General features: G+C 49.1%; 1 tRNA gene and 2 rRNA genes. All 3 read right to left on the minus strand.

The features are described from left to right. Positions 1-113 (minus strand): 5S ribosomal RNA (gene rrf / locus ACTNC3_RS11590); the annotation flags it as partial. 3 nt (positions 114-116) lie between these two features. After that, positions 117-190, minus strand: a tRNA-Ile gene (locus ACTNC3_RS11595). A gap of 70 nt (positions 191-260) precedes the next feature. Continuing rightward, a 16S ribosomal RNA gene (locus ACTNC3_RS11600) occupies positions 261-336 on the minus strand; the annotation flags it as partial.

Here is a 336-nt window from a genome sequence, read left to right on the forward strand (position 1 = left end):
GCGTCCACCTATGTTCCCACATCGTTACCAATGTAGTATTTTCGGCCGATCAAGTCTTAACCGTCGTGTTCGGGATGGGAACGGGTGTTACCCCTGACCGCATCAACACCATTCAGTGGGACTAAGTGGACTCGAACCACCGACCTCACGCTTATCAGGCGTGCGCTCTAACCAGCTGAGCTATAGTCCCATCTTTCTTTTAAAGGTACATCCTTGAAATCAAGAATCGATTAACACACAGACCCTTACTTAATCCTTAGAAAGGAGGTGATCCAGCCGCACCTTCCGATACGGCTACCTTGTTACGACTTCACCCCAGTTATTAGTCCTGCCTTC

Source organism: Oribacterium sp. HCP3S3_B9, assembly GCF_052064255.1.
In the GTDB taxonomy this organism is placed as follows: Bacteria; Bacillota; Clostridia; order Lachnospirales; family Lachnospiraceae; genus Oribacterium.